General features: G+C 56.6%; 10 protein-coding genes, 1 tRNA gene and 1 other annotated feature. All 11 genes read left to right on the forward strand.

What is annotated here, in order from left to right; genetic code table 11:
• The first annotated feature begins 20 nt into the window (after positions 1-20).
• Positions 21-1,148 carry an RNA polymerase sigma factor RpoD gene (gene rpoD / locus ACI4OH_RS03165; RefSeq protein ID WP_432646049.1) on the forward strand — a complete coding sequence of 376 codons (1,128 nt, stop codon included), beginning with the start codon at positions 21-23 and terminating at the stop codon, positions 1,146-1,148.
• A gap of 122 nt (positions 1,149-1,270) precedes the next feature.
• Positions 1,271-1,346: transfer RNA gene (locus tag ACI4OH_RS03170), tRNA-Asn, on the forward strand.
• A gap of 135 nt (positions 1,347-1,481) precedes the next feature.
• A complete protein-coding gene (locus tag ACI4OH_RS03175) occupies positions 1,482-2,171 on the forward strand; it encodes a tRNA (adenine(22)-N(1))-methyltransferase (protein WP_435720766.1) in 690 nt (229 codons plus the stop codon).
• Positions 2,165-2,971 carry a Nif3-like dinuclear metal center hexameric protein gene (locus tag ACI4OH_RS03180; RefSeq protein WP_435720765.1) on the forward strand — a complete coding sequence of 269 codons (807 nt, stop codon included), beginning with the start codon at positions 2,165-2,167 and terminating at the stop codon, positions 2,969-2,971. Before ACI4OH_RS03175 ends, ACI4OH_RS03180 begins: the two co-directional genes overlap by 7 nt.
• 27 nt (positions 2,972-2,998) lie before the next feature.
• Positions 2,999-3,940, forward strand: coding sequence for a YitT family protein (locus tag ACI4OH_RS03185; RefSeq protein ID WP_432646046.1), 942 nt, complete (start codon positions 2,999-3,001; stop codon positions 3,938-3,940).
• Positions 3,941-3,986: 46 nt separating this feature from the next.
• Positions 3,987-4,194 (forward strand) — a binding site (T-box leader).
• A gap of 45 nt (positions 4,195-4,239) precedes the next feature.
• Positions 4,240-6,720 (forward strand): leucine--tRNA ligase, encoded by a 2,481-nt coding sequence (gene leuS, locus ACI4OH_RS03190; RefSeq protein ID WP_432646045.1) that lies wholly within the window; start codon positions 4,240-4,242, stop codon positions 6,718-6,720.
• A 147-nt stretch (positions 6,721-6,867) separates the two neighbouring features.
• Complete coding sequence (gene uvrB / locus ACI4OH_RS03195) at positions 6,868-8,901, forward strand: excinuclease ABC subunit UvrB (protein ID WP_432646044.1); 2,034 nt, start codon at positions 6,868-6,870, stop codon at positions 8,899-8,901.
• 66 nt (positions 8,902-8,967) lie between these two features.
• A complete protein-coding gene (locus ACI4OH_RS03200; RefSeq protein ID WP_503128866.1) occupies positions 8,968-10,149 on the forward strand; it encodes a Bcr/CflA family efflux MFS transporter in 1,182 nt (393 codons plus the stop codon).
• Positions 10,150-10,173: 24 nt separating this feature from the next.
• Complete coding sequence (gene uvrA, locus ACI4OH_RS03205) at positions 10,174-13,002, forward strand: excinuclease ABC subunit UvrA (RefSeq protein WP_435720763.1); 2,829 nt, start codon at positions 10,174-10,176, stop codon at positions 13,000-13,002.
• A 102-nt stretch (positions 13,003-13,104) separates the two neighbouring features.
• Positions 13,105-13,437 carry a hypothetical protein gene (locus ACI4OH_RS03210; RefSeq protein ID WP_435720762.1) on the forward strand — a complete coding sequence of 111 codons (333 nt, stop codon included), beginning with the start codon at positions 13,105-13,107 and terminating at the stop codon, positions 13,435-13,437.
• Between the two features lie 254 nt (positions 13,438-13,691).
• Positions 13,692-15,167: a sodium:solute symporter family protein gene (locus ACI4OH_RS03215; RefSeq protein WP_432646040.1), complete on the forward strand. Its 1,476-nt coding sequence runs from the start codon at positions 13,692-13,694 to the stop codon at positions 15,165-15,167.
• Positions 15,168-15,373 lie beyond the last annotated feature (206 nt).

A 15,373-nucleotide genomic window follows, 5' to 3' on the forward strand; every position in this document is an offset into this window, starting at 1 on the left:
TGTGGAAAGGGGGCAGTCGAATGGCTGAAAAAAAGACAGCAAAAACTGCCGGCAAGGCGGGCAGTTCCAGTTCTGAAATTGTGGAGAATCTTCTGGCCAAAGGCAAAAAGAATGGTGGCACTCTGACCTATGGGGAACTCATCGATGCCCTGCAGAAGCAGGACCTTTCTCCGGACGAGATTGATACCATGTACGATACGTTCAGCAAACGCGGCATCGAGATCGTCGATGATTCACAGGATAATTCGAATGACGATGATGTAGATATCGACAAGTCGGATGAGGAAGTCGAGATTGACCTCTCCGTGCCGGAGGGCGTCAGCATCGATGATCCGGTGCGCATGTACCTCAAGGAGATTGGCCGTGTGCCTCTGCTGACGGCAGAAGAAGAGGTTGCTCTCGCCAAGCGCATGGAAGCCGGCGATGAAGAAGCACAGAAACGTCTGGCCGAGGCAAATCTGCGCCTCGTTGTCAGCATTGCCAAGCGCTATGTCGGCCGCGGCATGCTGTTCCTCGACCTGATTCAGGAAGGCAATCTCGGCCTCATCAAGGCAGTGGAAAAATTCGATTACAACAAGGGCTATAAGTTCAGCACGTATGCGACCTGGTGGATTCGTCAGGCCATCACGCGTGCCATCGCGGACCAGGCCCGCACGATTCGCATTCCGGTGCATATGGTCGAGACCATCAACAAGCTCATCCGCGTTTCCCGTCAGCTCCTGCAGCAGCTCGGCCGCGAACCGACCCCGGAGGAGATTGCCAAGGAAATGGAAATTTCCGTTGAGCGCGTGCGTGAAATCATGAAGATTGCGCAGGAGCCTGTTTCCCTCGAGACGCCAATCGGCGAAGAGGAAGACTCGCATCTCGGCGACTTCATCGAGGACCAGGATGCACCGGCACCGGCTGATGCGGCATCCTTCATGCTGCTGAAGGAGCAGCTCGAGGAAGTTCTCGATACGCTGACGCCGCGCGAGGAAAAAGTCCTGCGCCTGCGCTTCGGCCTCGATGACGGCCGTGCCCGCACGCTTGAGGAAGTCGGCCAGAACTTCGGCGTTACGCGCGAGCGCATCCGCCAGATTGAAGCGAAGGCTCTGCGCAAGCTGCGCCATCCGAGCCGCAGCCGCAAGCTCAAAGATTTCTTGGATTGATTTTATGAGATGAAAGGTCCGGTTGGCGGGCCTTTTCTTTTTGAGCACAATTTTTTCTTTTTTTGTAAAAAAGACTTGCCAAAATGATTTTTTTCGTGTATCATAATATCTGTTGTTGATATTCCTCGATAGCTCAGCCGGTAGAGCACCTGACTGTTAATCAGGCTGTCGCAGGTTCGAATCCTGCTCGAGGAGCCAAATGAAATATCAGGGTGTAACGCTTGTTACACCCTTTTTCTTATGTTAAGATAAAGGCAAAGTCAGAATTTTTCTTTTTGCTGCCGTTTTGCGCTTTCATGTTTTCATGCTTTGTGTTTTAAAGGAGGGATTTTCATGAAGCTTGGTGACAGGCTGCAGGCGCTGGCCGATTTTGTGCCGGCGGGGAGCCGTGTGGCCGATATCGGCACGGATCATGGGTATCTCGCTGTAGAACTTGTACAGTCTGGCAAGGCGAAATTTGTCGTTGCCAGTGATAAAAATGCCGGGCCTTATGAGGCCGCGGTCCGCACCGTGCGGGAAAACGGACTGACGGATGACGTCATCTCCGTGCGCCTCGGCGACGGTCTGCAGAGTCTTGCCCCCGGTGAAGTCGATACGGTCTGCATTGCCGGCATGGGCGGCACGCTTATGATGGAAATACTGGCCGCTTCGCCCAAAATCGTGGCAGGGCTTAAGACGCTGATCCTGCAGCCGCAGGGAGGCGCTGCCGAGCTTCGCCAGTGGCTTTATAAAAATCACTGGTATATTGCTGATGAGACGCTGGCACTCGACGACGGCCGCATTTATGAGATCATTATGGCTAAACGCGGCCGCCGCAAGATGCCGTCGCCGCTGCTCTTAGAGATCGGCCCGATGCTCTGGCAGAAAAAGCCGCCTCTTTTGCGCCATCACATTGAGTCGCTTTTGTTTCAGCAGCGGCGCGCCGCTGCCGGCATGGAAAAGAGCGAGAAAGCGCGGAAATCCAAGAAGTATCAGGCGGCCGTTCGTCATATCAAGGAATTGGAGGAGCATTTGTCATGGTGAAATGTCAAGTTGTCATGGATGCGCTCGAGCGCATCGCACCGCGTCATTTAGCAGAGGACTGGGATAACCCGGGACTGCTCGTCGGCAGCCCGCAAAGGGAGGTCAGCCGCATCCTCACGGCCCTCGATGTCAGCGACAGCGTGGTCCGTCAGGCTATCCGCGAAGGAGCCGAGATGATCGTCGCGCACCATCCGCTGATCTTCCGTCCAATCAAGAAAATCCGCACGGATGAGCCGCTCGGCCATCGCCTGCAGCTCCTGCTGCAGCACGATATCGCCGTGGCAGCAGCGCATACGAATCTCGATATCGCGCGCGGCGGCGTCAATGATGTGCTCGCCGAAGCCATCGGCCTCGGCAAACTCTCGAGTTTTGTCATCACGGCACAGGCTGAGGACGGCCAGACAGAGAGCCTCGGCCGTATCGGCACACTTCCGCAGCCGATGACCATCCGTGAATTTGCCGAGCAGGTGCGCCATGCCCTGCCAACCGAGCACGTGCGCTTTGTCGATGCCGGTGACCGTCCCGTGCGCAAAGTTGCTCTCTGCAGCGGCGCCGGTGCAGAATTCATCGCAAAAGCCGCGGCCATGGGCGCCGATGCCTACGTGACGGGCGATGTGCGCTATCACGATGCCCAGCACGCCGCCGAGCTCGGCATGCACGTCATCGATGCCGGCCATTTCGGCACGGAATTCCCTGTTGTCGAGGTCCTCGCCGAGCGCCTGCGCGAAGAGCTGCAGGATCAAGGCCATGTCGAAGTCATCGCCGACCGCAAGTCAAAGGACTTTTTCTCGCTGGCCTGATTTGGGTCAGAGAAAGAGAGCGTCTCTATGAATCAGAATATCTGGCGCAAGCATGCCCTGCGTTATTTCCAGATTACACTGGGCTGCCTGCTCGTCTGTCTTGGCTTCAACCTCTTTTTGATACCGGCGCATCTCCTGACGGGCGGCATCAGCGGCGTTGCGCTCATCATTTACTACCTGACGGACCTGCCCGTCGGCATGCAGAACCTCGTTTACAATCTGCCGATTCTCTATCTTGCCTATCATGTTTTTGGCAAGCTCTATGCCGCGGACACGATTTTTGGCACAGTGGCCCTTTCCGTCATCCTCGATGCGACGCATTTTCTCGTCGGCTGGAGCATCTGTCAGGACCCCATGCTCAATTCGATTTTTGGCGGCGTGCTCGCCGGCGTCGGCTTCGGCATGGTCTTTCGCGCGAACGCCAACACGGGCGGTCTCGATGTCATCGCGGCCGTCACGAAGAAATATTATTCCGTCGATGTCGGTACGGTCGTTTTCATCCTGAACTTCCTGATTATCATGGGCTCGGTGGCCCTCTTTGGCATCGAGGTCGCACTGTTCAGCATCGTTTCGATTTATGTCACGGCGGAGCTCACGAACCGCGTGGCAGCCGGCCTCAACCGCGAGAAATCTATCTTCATCGTCTCGCCGCAGGCCAGGGCCATCTGCAGCGACATTATGGAGAATGTCCACCGCGGCGCGACATTTATCGACGGGCGCGGCGGTTTTGCCGAGGAGCCGAAGAATATTCTGTTCGTCGTCGTGAGCCTCACGCAGGTCAGCCGCGTCAAGACCATCGTCAATCATCACGACCCGCAGGCCTTCATGATTGTCTCGGATACGTCGGAAGTCTCGGGCAAGGGCTTTACGCTTGACTGCGAGAGCTACGAGGATGCCCGCCGCAAGTGGCAGCAGACGCACGAAAAGCAGCTGGCCTTTGAAAGCAGCCATGCACCGAAAGAGAAATAGTTGACGATATGGATTTTCGCGGCTATAATAAGTCATATGTAAATGCGTAAATCCGATGAAGGCAGAGCAGTAGGCAAAAGGAGCCCCAAGAGAGCCAGCGGCAGGTGAGAGCTGGCGGCAGAATTTGCTGAACTCACTGCTGAGGAGCTGCTGGGGAGGCCTTAAAGCCAAAACAGCTGACGTCAGCCGCGTTAAGGCTCCGAGAGGATGCTCAGGCATCAAGCAGGGTGGTACCGCGAATCATCGTCCCTGGCTGTCAGAAATGACGGCCGGGGACTTTTTATTTAGGAGGAAACAGCATGGAAAGATATTCGCCGCAGGACATCGAGGCAAAATGGCAGAAAAAATGGGAAGAGGGCAAGGTCTATAAGACAGAAGCAGACCCGAACCGCCCGAAGTATTATGCACTCGAGATGTTCCCGTATCCATCGGGCAATCTGCACATGGGTCATGTGCGCAACTACGCCATCGGCGACGTCATGGCGCGCTACAAGACGATGGAAGGCTTCAATGTGCTGCATCCGATGGGCTTTGACTCCTTCGGCATGCCGGCCGAGAACGCGGCCATCAAGCACGGCGTAAAACCGGCCGACTGGACGTACAGCAACATCGAGAACATGGAAAAGCAGCAGAAGAAGCTCGGCCTTTCCTACGACTGGGACCGCGAAGTCAAGACGTGCGACCCTTCCTATTATAAATGGACGCAGTGGCTCTTTGAGCTCTTCTACAAGCGCGGCCTCGCCTACAAGAAAAAAGCATCGGTCAACTGGTGCGATACGTGCGGCACGGTTCTCGCGAACGAGCAGGTCATCGACGGCAAGTGCTGGCGCTGCGACCATGAGGTCCACAAGAAAGACCTGTCGCAGTGGTTCCTCAAGATTACGGATTATGCCGATGTGCTCCTGAAGGACCTCGACAAGCTCAAGGGCTGGCCGGAGCGCGTCAAGACGATGCAGGACAACTGGATTGGCCGCAGCGAAGGCCTTGAGTTCAACCTCGAGGCACCGGAACTCGGCGAGAAAATCGCGGCTTACACGACGCGTCCGGATACGGTCTACGGCATCACGTTCCTCGCTCTCGCTGCCGAGCATCCGCTCGTCGACAAAATCTGCGAGAACAACCCGAAGGCTGAGGAAATCAAGTCTTTCGTCAAGCGCACGCGAAACCAGAGCGAGATTGAGCGCACGTCGAGCGAGTCCGAAAAAGAGGGTATCTTCACGGGTGCATACTGCATCAACCCGTTCAACGGCAATAAAGTCCAGATCTGGGTCACGAACTACGTTCTTGCCGACTACGGCACGGGCGCGGTCATCGGCGTTCCGTCCGAGGATTCGCGTGACTGGATGTTTGCGACGAAGTACAACATCCCGAAAATCATCACGCTGCAGCCGCGCGACCATGAGCTCAAGCTCGAAGAAATGACGGAAGCGTATACGGACAAGGACGGCGTGCTCGTCAACTCCGCGGAATTCACGGGCATGGACATCAAGGAAGCCATGAAGGGCATCATGGACAAGGCCGAAAAAGAGGGCTTTGGCAAGCGCCGCGTCAACTTCCGCCTGCGCGACTGGCTGATTTCGCGTCAGCGCTATTGGGGTGCACCGATTCCGGTCATCAACTGCCCGCACTGCGGCGAGGTGCTCGTACCGGAAAAAGACCTGCCGGTCATGCTGCCGGAAGATGTCTCGTTTGAGCAGGGCTCGCTTTCGCCGCTGGCGTCGAGCGAGAGCTTCGTGCACTGCAAGTGCCCGAAATGCGGCGCCGACGCGACGCGCGAGACGGATACGATGGATACGTTCATCTGCTCCTCGTGGTATTACCTGCGCTATACGGACCCGCACAACGACAAGGAGCCGTTCGCGAAGGATAAAGTCAACTACTGGGCTCCTGTCGACCAGTACATCGGCGGCATCGAACATGCCATCCTGCATCTCTTGTACTCGCGCTTCTTCACGAAGGTTCTGCATGATGCCGGCCTCGTCGACTTCGATGAGCCGTTCACGAACCTTCTGACGCAGGGCATGGTCCTCAAAGACGGCTCGAAGATGTCGAAGTCGAAGGGCAATGTCGTCTCGCCGGAAGAAATCATCGCGAAGTACGGCGCCGATACGGCCCGCCTCTTTATCCTGTTCGCCGCACCTGTCGACCGCGACCTCGAGTGGAGCGACCAGGGCGTTGAAGGCTCGTACCGCTTCCTGAACCGCGTATGGCGCATCCTCGGCCATTTCGAAGAGGACATCAAGAACGGTGCGGATGATTACGATGTCACGAAGCTCACAAAGGAAGAGAAAGACCTGCGCCGCATCCTGCACGTGACGATCCGCAAAGTCACGGAAGATGTGCGCGACCGCTTCATGTTCAACACGGCCGTTTCGTCCATCATGGAGCTCGTCAATGCTTTCTATGGCTTCCAGGATAAAGAAATCAACGCAGGCCTTGCGCGTGAAGTCGCCAAGAACCTCATCAAGCTGCTCGCCCCGTTCGCCCCGCATATCACGGAAGAACTCTGGAGCCGCCTGTTTGCAGGTCAGGGCAGCGTTCATCAGCAGAAGTGGCCGACGTATGACGAAGCCGCGACGAAGCTCGATGAGATCGAGATCGTCCTGCAGATCAACGGCAAAGTCCGCGACAAAATCACGATTCCTGCGGACACGGACCGCGACGGCATGAAGGCCATCGCCATGGACCTGCCGCGCACGAAGGAACTCACGGCCGGCAAACAGATTGTCAAAGTCATCTGCGTGCCGAAGAAGCTCGTCAATATCGTCGTCAAAGGCTGAGTTGATTAAGCTGTAATATCGAAATCCGCCATCTGAAAGAGGGAAGGGAACTCTCTCTATCAGATGGTGGATTTTTTTTGTCCGGACGTATATAATGGAGTTACGTTTGACAATGGATAATATTTTTTGATTACGGGAGGGACCGCGATGGCGATGGTGCCAAAACTCAATACAATGCATTTTGATAAGGAGACGCCTTTTCAGGTAGTGGCGCCGTTTGAGCCGATGGGCGACCAGCCGCAGGCGATCGAAGAACTGGCACAAGGCGTAAAAAACGGGCAGCAGGCACAGGTGCTTTTAGGTGCGACGGGCACGGGCAAGACGTATACGATTGCGAAGGTCATCGAGAAGGTCCAGAAGCCGACGCTCGTCATCGCGCATAATAAGACTCTCGCTGCGCAGCTCGCGAGCGAGTTCAAGGCGTTTTTCCCGCATAATTACGTCGGCTACTTCGTCAGCTATTACGATTTTTATCAGCCTGAGGCCTATATCGCCTCGACGGATACGTACATCGAGAAGGATGCTTCGATTAACGATGAAATCGATGAACTGCGCCACAGCGCGACGTGCTCGCTTTTCGAACGGCGCGATGTCATCATCGTCGCGTCGGTCTCGTGCATCTACGGACTCGGTTCGCCGGAAAGCTACCATGAAATGGTGCTTTCCCTGCACAAGGGACAGGAAGTGGACCGCGATGCGATTCTCCGCAAGCTCGTCTCCATCCGCTATGAGCGCAACGATGTGGCCTTCGAGCGCGGCCAGTTCCGCGTGCGCGGCGATGTCATCGAGGTCTTTCCGGCCGGCTACAACAACCGCGCTGTGCGCATCGAACTCTTCGGCGACGAGGTCGACCGCATCGTCGAGTTCGATGTCGTGACGGGTGAGGTTTACGGCGAGCGCACGCATTCGATGATTTTCCCGGCTTCGCATTACGTCACGGAGGACGAGGACCTCAAGATTGCGATGAAGGATATCGAAGCGGAGATGGAGGAGCAGGTCAAAAAATTCAAGGCCGAAGGCAAGCTCCTCGAGGCCCAGCGTATTGAGCAGCGCACGCGCTACGACCTCGAGATGATGCAGGAAATGGGCTACTGCTCCGGCATCGAGAACTATTCGCGCCATCTGACGCACCGCAAGGCCGGCGACGCGCCGTATACGCTGCTCGATTATTTCCCAGAGGATTTTTTGATTGTCATGGATGAGAGCCATGTGACGCTGCCGCAGCTTCACGCGATGTACGCGGGCGACCGCAGCCGCAAGGTCTCGCTCGTCGAGAATGGCTTCCGCCTGCCATCGGCCTTTGACAACCGCCCTTTGACATTTGAAGAATTCGCCGCGCGCATCAATCAGATTATCTACGTTTCAGCGACGCCGGGCAAATACGAGCTCGAACATGCGCAGCAGGTCGCACAGCAGATTATCAGACCGACGGGCCTTCTCGACCCGGAAATCGAGGTCCGGCCGCTTGAAGGGCAGATTGACGACCTGCTCGCCGAAATCAAGCTGCGCATCGAACGCCATGAGCGCGTGCTCGTCACGACGCTGACGAAGAAGATGGCCGAAAATCTCACGGACTACTTCACAGAAGTCGGCGTCAAGGTCCGCTATCTCCATTCGGATATCGCGACGATTGAGCGCGCGGAAATCATCCACGACCTGCGCGCCGGTGAATTTGACGTGCTCGTCGGCATCAACCTGCTGCGCGAAGGCCTCGATATGCCGGAAGTCTCGCTCATTGCCATTCTCGATGCCGATAAAGAAGGATTTTTGCGCAGCGATACTTCGCTGATTCAGATCATCGGCCGCGCGGCGCGCAACGCGAACGGCCACGTCATCATGTACGCGGACCGCATCACGGATTCGATGAAGCGCGCAATCGACGAGACGGCACGCCGCCGCGAGATACAGGACGCCTATAACAAGGCCCATGGCATCGTGCCGAAGACCATCGTCAAGCCCATCAAGCCGCTCATCGAGACGACACTGGTCGCGGAGACGAATGGCAAGTATGAAGTCAAGAAGGGCAAGAAGAAGCTCACGAAGAAAGATAAGGAAAAACTCATCAAGACGCTGACGCGCGAAATGCAGCAGGCGTCGCGGGCCCTCGAATTTGAGCGGGCGGCCGAGCTTCGCGATATGATTCTCGAGCTCGACGGCAGCCTGCCCGGTGCGAAAAAGTGACAAATACCTTGGGATAGGCGTGAGAAGACGATATAAGAAGACTATATAATAGGAAGGAAGATTTTTTTGACCTTGAGTCCAAAACAGAAATTATTTTTGACCGTGTTCCTCGGCATCATGACGGCGATGGCGCCGCTCTCGACCGATATGTACCTGCCGGCTCTGCCGGAGTTTGTCGAGGCCTTTGGCATTTCGGCGTCACTCGCGCAGCTGACTCTGACCATGACGATGCTCGGCATGGCCTTTGGCCAGATTTTCATGGGGCCGCTTTCCGACCGGTTCGGCCGCAGAAAGCCATTGCTTATCGGCATGGCCGTGTTTACGGCGGCAAGCCTTGGGGCATATCTGTCAGAGAATATTTCTTCCTTTCTCGTGTTCCGCTTCCTGCAGGGCTTCAGCGGTGCAAGCGGCATCGTCATCGCGCGGGCGATTGCGCGCGATGTGGCAGAGGGGCCGGAACTCACGCGCTTTTTCGCCATCCTGATGCTCGTCAACGGCCTCGCGCCAATCTTAGCGCCGGTCATCGGCGGTCAGGTCCTGCGCTTTACGAGCTGGCGCGGTATTTTTGCCCTGCTCGTGCTCATTGGCGTGGCGCAGTTCGTTTCGACGCTGATTTACCGCGAGACACTGAAACCTGCCGAGCGCATTAAAAGCGTCGGGCAGTCCTTTGCCAAATTCCCGCAGCTCGTGCGCGACCGTTATTTTATTGGCCACTGCCTGCTGCAGCTGTTCTTTTTTGGTTCGTTCTTTTCCTATATTGGCGGCAGCTCCTTTGTATTTCAGAATGTCTACCATGTTTCGGCGCAGATGTACAGCCTGATTTTTGGCGGCATCGGCGTCGGCCTCTTTTTGGCGGGCACGGTGCCGGCCCGTTTTGCCGGCCGCGTGCCCGATGAGAAGCTCTTGGAGTACTCCCTGTTTCTGCCGCTTGTTGGTTCCGCGCTGCTGCTCGCTGGTTTCGCTTTCGGCGCGCCCATCTGGTACACGCTGCCCGTGCTCTTCGTCACGATTGTGCCGCTTTCCGTCATGGGCACGGCGAGTTTCTCGCTCGCGCTCTCGCGGCAGGGGAAAAATGCCGGCTCGGCCAGTGCTCTCTTGGGCTTCAGTCAGATGATTCTCGGCGGTGCGATGATGCCGCTCGTCGGCATTGCCGGTGACAGCAATCCGCTGCCCATGGGCATTTTGATGCTCAGCGGCTATCTGTTGAGCATTCTCGTTTACTACACGATGATTCATCAAAAAGCTTGAGTATATATTATAGAAGGTTTTAGTATGGAAAAATACATTAAGATTCGGGGCGCCAGAGCCCACAACCTAAAAAATATCAATGTCGATATCCCGCGCGACAAGCTCGTCGTCATCACGGGCCTTTCGGGCTCGGGCAAGTCGTCCTTGGCCTTTGATACGATTTATGCCGAAGGACAGCGCCGCTATGTCGAGTCACTGTCGTCGTATGCACGTCAGTTCCTCGGGCAGATGGACAAGCCCGATGTCGACCAGATTGACGGCCTTTCGCCAGCCATCTCCATCGACCAGAAGACGACGAGCCACAATCCGCGTTCGACGGTTGGCACGGTCACGGAGATTTACGATTATCTGCGCCTGCTCTTTGCGCGCGCCGGCCATCCGCACTGCCCAAAATGCGGCAAACCCATCACGCAGCAGACCGTCGACCAGATGATGGATCAAATCAAGGAACTACCGGAACGCACGAAACTGCTGATTATGGCGCAGGTCGTGCGCGGCAAGAAGGGCGAGCATAAGAAGATTCTCGCGCACATTCGTCATGAAGGTTATGTACGCGTGCGCATCGACGGCGAGGTCATGGACGTCGGCGAGGACATCCAGCTCGAAAAAAATAAAAAACACACGATTGAAGTCGTCATCGACCGTCTCGTCGTGCGCGAGGGCATGGAGACGCGCCTTGCAGATTCCTTGGAGACGGCCCTGAAGCTCGGCGACGGCGTTGCCTATGTCCAGATTGTCGGGGGCGAGCTTTTGATGTTCAGTGAGAATTTCGCCTGTGTGGACTGCGGCATCAGCCTGCCGGAAATCACGCCGCGCATGTTTTCGTTCAATAATCCGTACGGTGCCTGCCCCGTCTGCACGGGCCTCGGCAGCCATATGGAGTTCGACGAGGAGCTCGTGCTGCCGGACCCCGCGCTTTCCGTCGGCGAAGGCGTCTTTGCGCCGCTGTCGAAGAACCTCCATTCGTACGCGATGTGCGTGATGAAGGCCATACTCGAAAACCGCGGCTATACACTTGAGACGCCGTGGCGGGAGCTCGACAAAAAGACGCAGCAGGTGCTCCTGCACGGCTCGGGCGAGGAGCGTTTCAAATTCCGCTATACGAATATGTTCGGCGAGGACAAGGAATACTTCGTGCCGTTTGAGGGCGTGCTGCCGCTGCTCGCGCGCCGCTATCAGGAGACGGACAGCGACGAGATGCGCGAGTCGTACGAAAACTACATGACGGAAATCCCGTGCAAGGCCTGCCACGGCGCAAGGCTCAAGCCCGAGACGCTTGCGGTCACGGTGGGCGGCAAAAATATCGACGAGGTCACGCGCATGACGATTCGTCAGGCCGATGCATTTTTTGAGCAGCTGACGCTGACGCCGCGCGAGGCAAAAATTGCCGCGCAGATCTTAAAGGAAATCCACGCAAGGCTGAATTTCCTCCTAAATGTCGGACTCGACTACCTGACGCTCGCGCGTTCGGCAGGGACGCTCTCGGGCGGCGAGGCCCAGCGCATCCGCCTCGCGACGCAGATCGGTTCGGGGCTGCAGGGGGTGCTCTACGTCCTCGATGAGCCGAGCATCGGCCTGCATCAGCGCGACAACAATCGCCTGCTCGCGACCTTGAAGCATCTGCGCGACCTCGGCAATACGCTGATTGTCGTCGAGCACGATGAAGATACAATGTACGCGGCTGACCACATCATCGACATCGGGCCGGGGGCCGGCGCGCACGGCGGACAGGTCGTCGCCGAGGGCACGGCCGAAGAAATTAAAGAGAATCCCAATTCCATCACGGGTGCGTATCTCTCGCGCCGCAAATTCATCCCGGTGCCTTCTAAGCGCCGTCCGGGCAATGGCAAATTCCTCGAGGTCGTCGGGGCGGCCGAAAATAATCTCAAGAACATCAACGTGCGTTTCCCGCTCGGCACCTTAACGCTCGTCACGGGCGTCTCGGGCTCGGGCAAGTCGACGCTCATTAATGAGATTCTCTACAAGGGCATCGCTTCGCGTCTTTACCACGCGAAGGGCAAGCCGGGCAAACACAAGAAAATTAAAGGTCTTGAGAACATCGACAAGATCATCGACATCGACCAGCAGCCGATTGGCCGCACGCCGCGCTCCAACCCGGCGACGTACACGGGCGTTTTTGATGCCATCCGCGAGCTCTTCAGCCAGACGAGCGAAGCGCGCATGCGCGGTTATAAGGCAGGCCGCTTCAGCTTCAACGTCAAGGGCGGACGCTGCGAGGCGTGCAAGGGCGACGGCATTTTAAAAATCGAGATGCACTTCCTGCCCGATGTCTATGTGCCGTGTGAAGTCTGCAAGGGCGCGCGCTACAACCGCGAGACGCTCGAAGTCCGCTATAAGGGAAAAAATATCTCGGAAGTCCTCGACATGACCATTGATGAGGCCGTGGAGTTCTTTGCCAATGTGCCGCGCATTGCGCGCAAGCTCAAAATTATTCAGGATGTCGGCCTCGGCTACATCAAGCTCGGCCAGCCGGCGACGACGCTTTCGGGCGGCGAGGCTCAGCGCGTCAAGCTCGCGACGGAACTTTCGCGCCGCTCGACGGGCAAGACGCTCTACATCCTCGACGAGCCGACGACGGGCCTGCACACTGCGGATATCCACAAACTGCTCGACATTCTGCAGCGCCTTGTCGATGGCGGCGATACGGTCGTCGTCATCGAGCACAATCTCGACGTCATCAAGACGGCCGATTACATCATCGACCTCGGCCCCGAAGGCGGCGACAAGGGCGGCACGATTGTCGCGGCAGGCAGGCCGGAAGATATCGTCAAGGTGCCGGCCTCGTATACGGGCAAATTCCTGAAACCTCTGCTCGAAGAAAAAAATGGCTGACGCAAAATGCACTCTTGCCATCTTTGCGGATACTCTCTATAATGAAGGCAGATTCATACCATTTCGTTTCAGGAGATGTTTATTTCGATAGGAGGGAAAATCATGGACGCATTAAAAGCAATCCTCACGGCCTTTGCCGGTGTCGGCGTCGCCCTCGGCGGCACGTTCTTTGTCATCGTCGCAGCTGCCGTGATCCTCGGCCTGTTCCTCACGGGAATTTTTGCGATGGTCGGACTTTCCATCACGATGCTCGCCGTTGCCATCGAAGTCGGCCTCGCCTACATCGTGGGCTGTGTCATTCACTACATCGCCCTGCGCGTGCTCGGCTGGCTCTACGATACAACCCATGCAAACTGGCTCGCGGATTACTATCACCGCAACACCGCAGCCGTAGTCGTCGCCGTAGCCGGTGTGCTCTGGATTTGGTTTGGCTGAGGCATTGGCTTTGCTAAGACATGATAAATCAATTAAAATAGTTGACGAAAAAAATAGACGAGCGTAAGATATTTTCATAATGTCGTACGCAAATCGTGAGTCAAAGGGGACTTGCCATAAGCGCAGCTTCAGCCTGCTGCGCGGAGCGTTGGCAAGTCCCCTTTGACGTCTTTTCTGCTGGATGTATGTTATGCGCCCCTCTTTTGGAGCACGGGGCGTTTTTCTTTTAGTTTTATCGTGAGGGAGAGGAATTCATGGAGATTTCGTTATTTCAGCTTGTCGTCATCTGTGCGACGATTGCCGTGGTCTTGGGCTTTGGCATCCGCGCGGCAGGTTCGGTCCATTCGACCAAGGGCTTCAGCGTCGGCGGGCGCTCGGCCGGTGTGCCGCTCGTCGCGGGCGGCATTGCGGGCACGTGCGTGGGCGGCGGCGCCACCGTCGGTACGGCACAGCTCGCAGCGACGGCGGGGCTCTCGGCCTGGTGGTTCACGATTGGTTCGGGCGTCGGCCTCATCATCATGGGACTTTTTTATGCGCGGCCCCTGCGCAAAACGGCCTTGGAGACGATTCCGCAGTTTCTCGCGCAGAACTTCGGCCTGACCTGCGGCGTGTTCTCGAGCATCGTTTCGTCCATCGGCATTCTCTTCAGCGCCGTCGCGAGCTGTCTGCCGGCCATTTACATCGTTTCGGCGATTTTTGGCATTTCGTTCTTTCCGTCGACGATTCTCTTGATTCTTGCGGTCGCGGCCTATGCGTTTTTCGGCGGCATGAAGAGTGCCGGTGTCGGCGGCATCCTCAAGATGATTGTCATCTGGGTGACAATGGCCATCGCCGGAGCCATGGCCGCGCATTCGCTTTTCGCGGATGCTGCTGTGGCAGCGGCTATTCCGGACGGCACGTTCAATCTGCTGCACGGCGATACGGGCCATATCCTCGCAAATTTCCTGTCCGTCGTCATCGGCATGCTCTGCACGCAGTCGTACATTCAGGCGATTTTTTCGGCTTCGAACCCGCGCACGGCCTCGGTCGCCGCCTTTTTTGCCGCGCTCATCAGCCTGCCGGTCGGACTGCCGTGTGCCCTCGTCGGCATCTACATGCATGCAGCTCATCCGGAAGTCACGCCAATTCTCTCGCTGCCGGTATATCTTTTGACGGAGCAGCCGTCGCTCCTCGGCGGCATTGCGATGGGCGGCATCATGCTGTCCCTGATTGGCTCGATTGCCGGCCTCTCGCTCGGCATCGGCACGATGCTTTCGCGCGATATCTTCCACCGCGCCCGCGTGACGCTGCGCGCCCGCAAGATTCATAAGCTCGCCGATGACCCCGAGCAGCAGGAAATCGACATCACGGAAATCCCGACGGTCAATCATCCATACCATTTCTCCGAACTCGCCGTCACGCGTGCCATCGTGCTCGCAGTAATTGCCCTCGCGGCCTTCATCGCCTTTGCCAACGAAGGTTCGCAGGTCCTGTTCTGGAACTACCTTTCCATGGCCCTGCGCAGCGGCGGTATTTTCCTGCCGCTGAGTTTTGCCATCTTTGCGCCGCATACCGTGACAAATATCGGTGCGACGCTCTCGATGGCACTTTCGACAGCCGCTGCTCTCGCCGTTGTTTTCCTCGGCGCCGCCGGCAATCCATTGTTCTTCGGCCTTGCGGTCAGCGCTCTTCTGATTGTGCCGAGCTATCTGCGCCATCGGCAGAATTCGGCACAGACCTCTGCCAAATAAATCTTCATAAAATCAACAAAATCAATAGAAGCGACAAGTCATGAAAAGACACGCTGCAGTAAAGCCCTGCAGCGTGTCTTTTGCTGTTTTAGTCCATTAGGGGGGGACATTTTTCCTGAGATGGACAGATTTGCACAAACAAAATGTTTTAACTGTGCTATAATGATATTAGCTAATACGGATAAGAAAAATAAAACGGAGTATCT

Source organism: Mitsuokella apri (assembly GCF_051886055.1).
GTDB lineage: Bacteria > Bacillota > Negativicutes > Selenomonadales > Selenomonadaceae > Mitsuokella.

What these genes read in the sequence shown, in the direction of transcription:
- ACI4OH_RS03185 (WP_432646046.1), top strand. Translation starts at nt 2,999, where the DNA reads ATGAATCAGAATATCTGGCGCAAGCATGCCCTGCGTTATTTCCAGATT.
- ACI4OH_RS03210 (WP_435720762.1), top strand. Translation starts at nt 13,105, where the DNA reads ATGGACGCATTAAAAGCAATCCTCACGGCCTTTGCCGGTGTCGGCGTC.
- leuS (WP_432646045.1), top strand. Translation starts at nt 4,240, where the DNA reads ATGGAAAGATATTCGCCGCAGGACATCGAGGCAAAATGGCAGAAAAAA.
- ACI4OH_RS03175 (WP_435720766.1), top strand. Translation starts at nt 1,482, where the DNA reads ATGAAGCTTGGTGACAGGCTGCAGGCGCTGGCCGATTTTGTGCCGGCG.
- rpoD (WP_432646049.1), top strand. Translation starts at nt 21, where the DNA reads ATGGCTGAAAAAAAGACAGCAAAAACTGCCGGCAAGGCGGGCAGTTCC.
- ACI4OH_RS03215 (WP_432646040.1), top strand. Translation starts at nt 13,692, where the DNA reads ATGGAGATTTCGTTATTTCAGCTTGTCGTCATCTGTGCGACGATTGCC.
- uvrB (WP_432646044.1), top strand. Translation starts at nt 6,868, where the DNA reads ATGGCGATGGTGCCAAAACTCAATACAATGCATTTTGATAAGGAGACG.
- ACI4OH_RS03180 (WP_435720765.1), top strand. Translation starts at nt 2,165, where the DNA reads ATGGTGAAATGTCAAGTTGTCATGGATGCGCTCGAGCGCATCGCACCG.
- uvrA (WP_435720763.1), top strand. Translation starts at nt 10,174, where the DNA reads ATGGAAAAATACATTAAGATTCGGGGCGCCAGAGCCCACAACCTAAAA.